The organism is Methanomethylovorans sp. PtaU1.Bin093 (assembly GCF_002067275.1).
In the GTDB taxonomy this organism is placed as follows: Archaea; Halobacteriota; Methanosarcinia; order Methanosarcinales; family Methanosarcinaceae; genus Methanomethylovorans.
The window spans coordinates 1-4,453 of the sequence record NZ_MVQX01000100.1 but is presented as its reverse complement, the minus strand read 5'-3'; the positions used below and the strand labels follow the sequence as shown (position 1 = coordinate 4,453).

Below are 4,453 nucleotides of genomic sequence, written 5' to 3'. Positions count from 1 at the left end.
TAAGCATTCATGCTTATTATTGGTGTAGGAGGTAAAGCTTTTCTTGCAGTTAGTACATCTGGATGCAGATCTGTATTTTGCTCCAAAAGCAGCAGGATTTCCCTGTTTCAATGAAACGCACATTATCTGCTGTCCTAAAGGTACCGTAGCTAAAATCTGAGTTCCGCAACTTGGACATATTACACTTTCATTTGTCATCTCTGTATCTCCTTAGCTTCCTTTAGAAAATCACATTATGCGATTTCGTAGTCTTAAAAAAAATATAAAAAATCCATCAGGCAGAAATATGTTCATATATCTGCCTTTGCGTGAAGTTATAGAATTAGATATCTGTTGGTTACAGATCTAATATCTGGCTGGTCTATGCTTCTGGTAGCATTCTCTGCAGTAAACTGGCCTGTCACCGGATGGTACGAAAGGTACTTCTGTTTCCTGTTTACAATCTGAACAAGTTGCTTTGTGCATTTCTCTCGGACCGCTTGGTCTGAAGCCACCGCTTCCACCACTTCTACCGCTTCCGCCTCTATTATCGAATCTCATATTTAATTTCCTTTATTTAGGTAGTTCGCCTCAGCAAAAGCTGAGATGGAGAATTTTCGCATGACAGGTTCGATCTGATCCTGATCAGACCTCAACTTTTTGATACGACCAACTCTTTGTTGTGACATCAATAAACTAAAAGAAGAACACAAGAATGAGATAATCCTTTTATTAAATCGACAAACACTCGAACTCTGGACCTATGTACACGCACATGGTATATAAGCATGCTGCTTCCAATATATTCATTGCTCATAAATATATAATCAGGAGTGTACCTATATAAAATAAATTGAATAGGTGTTTCCTATTTTAATTCATTACAAAGTTATTTCTAATTCAATACGCTCAATAGTTGTAGCTGGGCAATTTTAAGAAAGAACATGCTTATAGAATGAAGAATTTACTTGTGTTATGGGCGCAGGCAATAAAAGAAAAAATATAAAGATAGGTTTGAACGTGGGAATAGTTCTGAAACAAGATCAGGGCACTGGGAAGATCACACGCGGTGTTGTGAAGAGGATCTTGACCAATTCTTCAACTCACCCACATGGGATAAAGGTGCAATTGCAAGATGGCTGCGTGGGACGAGTAAAGGATATCTATGCCTCAGATGGAACTTCACAAGAAAAATGAGCTGATGTAACCAAAATATGTATCATTTTATCCAATCCTCTATTAATGGATGATATGATGCAAAGGGAGATCGATAAAGACTTGCCTGAAAACGGGAAAATGCCGGTATTGTTCATAGGGCATGGTTCACCTATGAACATACTTTTAAAGAACAGCTATACAGAAAGCCTGGTGAGCCTTGGGAAAAGCCTTCCAAGGCCTAAGGCCATAATGGTAGTATCAGCACACTGGCTTACAAATGGGACATATGTCACATGCAATGAAAAACCAAGACTTATCTATGACTTCTATGGTTTTCCCAGGGAGTTGTACCAGGTGAAATATCCCAGTTCTGGCTCATCCGACCTTGCAAGGTTCATCAGTGAGAAGGTACTTAAAGCTCGGGTCAAATGCAGTAATGAGTGGGGACTGGACCATGCTTCATGGGCCGTGCTGAAGCACATGTATCCGCATGCCGATATTCCGGTTTTTGAGATGAGCCTTGATTACTCCTTTAACTCCTGGCATCCGAAAATGATACAGTATCATTACGATCTGGCATCGGAGCTTGGAGACTTACGCAGAAAGGGTGTTTTGATCATAGGAAGTGGCAATATAGTGCACAACCTGGGGATGCTCGATTTTCGTAATATCGACGCAAAACCTTTTGACTGGGCTGTGGAATTTGATGAAAAAGTAAAGTATAATCTGCTTTCAGGGAACCACAGGGATCTCATTGAGTACCGGAATATGGGAAGAACTGCGCCTTTTGCAGTGCCGACCCTTGACCATTACTTGCCCATGATCTATGCTATAGCCTTGCAGGAAAAAGATGATCAGCTGGAATTTGTGCATGAAGGCTTCCAGTATGGTTCAGTTTCCATGAGAAGTTTCCGTATAGGATGATCTGATACATATAAGAGAATTGATCATCTTAAGACTAAATTATATGAGCAAGTGCTTGGACAGGCTTAAGCCTGTCCTCATTTATGGAAGTTAAAAATAATTGCTGATTCAGCCTCTGTTCTTTATCAACATGACTTCAATGATATTGACCGCTTTGTCCTCCGGGACTTCCAGCGATTCCTGGATTTTCGTAAGGATATCTTTTTCTCCCTTTGCGAGCACACCATCTGCCAATGTAAGGTCAGCTGCTACTGCAAATGCTGTTTCTCTCAGGTCAGCCTGTAAAACCTCCTTTGAGGAAGTCACCAGGGATTCAACACCTTCGCGTTTTATAATACCTGTAAGCTTGTTGAACATAGCTGCCATATTCTTATCGTTGTAGTTCGAGAAAAGTTTCATGCGCAGTAGTGATGTTACAAGACCCCTTGCCTCGTCTGGGGTGATCTCCCCGTCAGCAGCAATTGCAGCCAGAGAGACTGCAGCGAAGGCTTCTTCCTTGTTAAGTTTAACATGTTCGGCTTCTTTACTTCCTTTTACTTTATCGAAAAGTCCCATTTATACCTCTCCTCTGTTGTTTTTTCCAGGTGACCTGGTAAGATATCTTCCTGTGTAGCACCCACGGTCGTTGGATATCTATTCAAGTGTGATGGTCCATTCCCTCACTTGTTATACTTATACTGTCCCTGGATCTAACTTGCTATTATACACTTATAATATATATAATTAATTTGTATGGAACAGGCTAACATTTGCCAGGCTCCAGAAGTTCATGCAGAATAAGTTATGTACTTATATTCCTCTGCAAGACCAAAAATGATCCTTTTCTTTCATTTCATTCCAAAAAGGAAGCGCATCAGCTTGATCCTTCTGATGAGGAATTCATATACCAGCATTATTGTCACAAATGAACTTAAACTTAGCAAAAGGTATTTCGATGCAACCCCAAGTTCCCAATCCATTATCCAGAATCCGAAGATCACAATGATGGTCTGATGAAGTATGTAGAATGGGAGAACTGCCTCATTGGCATATTTAAGGATAGGGTGATCAAATGATAGATGTCTGCTGCCAAAACCGAATATCGCCATAAGCCAGCTCCATGAAGCAGCTGCAGTTAATACATCCTCATATTTGTCTATGGATCCGATGTCGTACAAATAATTCATCGTCAACACCACAGTGATCCCGAAGGCTAAGAATATAGCTGATGTCCTATGTTTTTCAATCGTATCCTTGAACCCCGCATTCAGTGATACGAAGTATCCTGCTATGAAAAAGACCAGATAGGTCAGCAGGCTCCAGCCTCCAAATGCTTGGAGACCAATGCTGTCTCTGTATTGTCCGACAAAAATTTCCATCAGAACAAGAGGTATCGCCATCAGGAAAATAGCTCCAGGCTTTCTGAAAAAGGAAACCGCATTAGTAAAAGGCCCAGAACTTTTTTTCTTTATGCCAACCACAAATAATGGAAGTGTCAGAATGGAAAAGATGAAAAGGAACTCCAGATACCATAGATGCAGTCCCATCCAGGCGAAATTGCCTCCTAATGCATACAGCCCATCAAAATAATGGGGATAAAAATCGATTAAAGAACCCTCAAAATGACCGTGGGAAGCACGTTCAATATAGACCTGCACAGGCACTAGGATCACAAAAGTACCGAATATAAAAGGTATTATGAGCCTTTTAAACCTCTCAAGTACGTATTGCTTTGGAGATCTCCTGGTGAGCGAATAGTAAGATGACATAGCTGAGATCATAAAGAAGAGAGGCATCATCCAAATTTCAAGGACCGAGAGTATTATAGAGATACCTGGAGAAAGTGTGTTGTTCTTCACATGCCAGTCTTCCAGATTGAAGGATCTGCCACAATGATAAAAAAAGATAATTAGCATTCCAAAAATGCGTATCCAGTCTAAATCATAACGTCTTTCAGTCCTCTGACAGGTGGTAGAAGTCTTGTCACCTGCTATGGATTGCATATGATATTCCAGCCCATATTTCAAAGATCATATTATCCTGATCTAGTCATCTTGTCGCAGTTCTCTGAATATGACAGCAAGCTCGTTCTTTACTTTTTCTGCATGATGGGAAAGTTTCAGATTTTCAAATTTCTCAAGTGCTTCTCCATATGACCTTGCTGCTTTTTCGAGATTCACATCCATATCTTCCACATCTGCCATACAAGTGTATGCCATCCCCAGATTCTTCCGGGCCATCGCATATTGCATCGGGAATTCTTTCAGGGTCTCTACTTTGATCTCTGCCTCATATGCTTCGACCGCTTTTTTAAGATTAAGTTTTCTTTCTTCCACAGATGCCAGATCACTATATGCAAGCCCTATATTGTCCCAGGTTATTGCATGGTCCATAGGGAATTCCTCAAAGGTGT

At 40.7% G+C, this 4,453-nt stretch carries 7 protein-coding genes; 2 read left to right on the top strand and 5 right to left on the bottom strand.

Translation table 11 applies throughout. From position 1 onward, the window contains the following. Both A4E24_RS10730 and A4E24_RS10725 read right to left on the bottom strand, forming a co-directional pair. Positions 1 to 198 (bottom strand): hypothetical protein (locus tag A4E24_RS10730; RefSeq protein ID WP_292353385.1); only part of this gene is annotated, 198 nt, incomplete at its 3' end. Positions 199 to 345: 147 nt separating this feature from the next. Beyond that, positions 346 to 540 (bottom strand): CxxC-x17-CxxC domain-containing protein, encoded by a 195-nt coding sequence (locus tag A4E24_RS10725; RefSeq protein ID WP_292353384.1) that lies wholly within the window; start codon positions 538 to 540, stop codon positions 346 to 348. A 414-nt stretch (positions 541 to 954) separates the two neighbouring features. On the opposite strand from A4E24_RS10725, the gene A4E24_RS10720 reads away from it, so the two are divergent. Both A4E24_RS10720 and ygiD read left to right on the top strand, forming a co-directional pair. Then, the gene (locus A4E24_RS10720; protein WP_292353383.1) at positions 955 to 1,176 is read left to right on the top strand and encodes a YwbE family protein; all 222 of its coding nucleotides are present in this window, start codon (positions 955 to 957) and stop codon (positions 1,174 to 1,176) included. A gap of 45 nt (positions 1,177 to 1,221) precedes the next feature. After that, positions 1,222 to 2,061, top strand: a complete 840-nt coding sequence (ygiD, locus tag A4E24_RS10715) for a 4,5-DOPA dioxygenase extradiol (RefSeq protein WP_292353382.1) — start codon at positions 1,222 to 1,224, stop codon at positions 2,059 to 2,061. Positions 2,062 to 2,169: 108 nt separating this feature from the next. On the opposite strand, the gene A4E24_RS10710 is transcribed toward ygiD, so the two are convergent. From A4E24_RS10710 to A4E24_RS10700, 3 genes are all read right to left on the bottom strand, one after another. Next, a complete protein-coding gene (locus A4E24_RS10710) occupies positions 2,170 to 2,616 on the bottom strand; it encodes a tellurite resistance TerB family protein (RefSeq protein WP_292353381.1) in 447 nt (148 codons plus the stop codon). Between the two features lie 272 nt (positions 2,617 to 2,888). After that, complete coding sequence (locus A4E24_RS10705; protein WP_292353380.1) at positions 2,889 to 4,043, bottom strand: acyltransferase family protein; 1,155 nt, start codon at positions 4,041 to 4,043, stop codon at positions 2,889 to 2,891. Positions 4,044 to 4,085: 42 nt separating this feature from the next. Then, a partial coding sequence (locus A4E24_RS10700; RefSeq protein WP_292353379.1) for a hypothetical protein occupies positions 4,086 to 4,453 on the bottom strand: 368 nt, incomplete at its 5' end.

What these genes read in the sequence shown, in the direction of transcription:
- A4E24_RS10710 (WP_292353381.1), bottom strand. Translation starts at nt 2,616, where the DNA reads ATGGGACTTTTCGATAAAGTAAAAGGAAGTAAAGAAGCCGAACATGTT.
- A4E24_RS10720 (WP_292353383.1), top strand. Translation starts at nt 955, where the DNA reads ATGGGCGCAGGCAATAAAAGAAAAAATATAAAGATAGGTTTGAACGTG.
- A4E24_RS10705 (WP_292353380.1), bottom strand. Translation starts at nt 4,043, where the DNA reads ATGCAATCCATAGCAGGTGACAAGACTTCTACCACCTGTCAGAGGACT.
- ygiD (WP_292353382.1), top strand. Translation starts at nt 1,222, where the DNA reads ATGGATGATATGATGCAAAGGGAGATCGATAAAGACTTGCCTGAAAAC.
- A4E24_RS10725 (WP_292353384.1), bottom strand. Translation starts at nt 540, where the DNA reads ATGAGATTCGATAATAGAGGCGGAAGCGGTAGAAGTGGTGGAAGCGGT.